Origin of the sequence: Gottfriedia acidiceleris (assembly GCF_002128425.1) — a bacterium.
Taxonomy (GTDB): domain Bacteria; phylum Bacillota; class Bacilli; order Bacillales; family Bacillaceae_G; genus Gottfriedia; species Gottfriedia acidiceleris.
In genome coordinates, this window is the sequence record NZ_NESS01000042.1 from 1 (window position 1) to 594 (window position 594).

Annotated in this window: 1 other RNA gene; it reads right to left on the reverse strand. The window is 36.9% G+C overall.

Annotated elements, in window-relative coordinates:
* Positions 1–343: 343 nt before the first annotated feature.
* Positions 344–594, reverse strand: a transfer-messenger RNA (tmRNA) gene (gene ssrA, locus B6K90_RS23280); the annotation flags it as partial.

Genomic DNA, 594 nt, shown 5'->3' on the forward strand with positions numbered 1-594 from the left:
AAAATGCTCACATAACTTATTCAGATATGTTCGCTATGAGTGACTTACGAAGCATAAAGCAAAGGCTTCATAATCTATAAAATCTGCACATCGTGCAATTTATGTTGCTGATTAACTTATAAACTTAGTATAACATATCCATCAGAAGTTACTATTAACAATTGTTTCTAAAAGAAAAACAGAATTCCAATACTTCAACAATTATCCATTTAGATTCTTTAACTATAATAACATCATTTGCTCCTACAATAGAAAAACCTCTTAAAACATTAATAATTCAACATTTTAAGAGGTTCTTATTTCCACATTTTTAACCATAAAAAAACCACCAAACAGTATGTATTGGTGGAGACGGTGGGAGTCGAACCCACGTCCAAGAATATCGGCACTTAAGCTTCTACGAGCGTAGTCACTGTATTAGAATTTCGCATACCATTCGGCCCAATGACAGGCTTCCTGATAGCTAGTCTGATTAATCTCTTCCTTTCCCCTCAGACGGCGAGGTCCGGCGTAGCCCACTAATGAGTGAACCCCTCTAAGCTATGCACATGGGCGATACATAGGAGGAGCCTTTAGTGCAATTAAGCAGCTAAA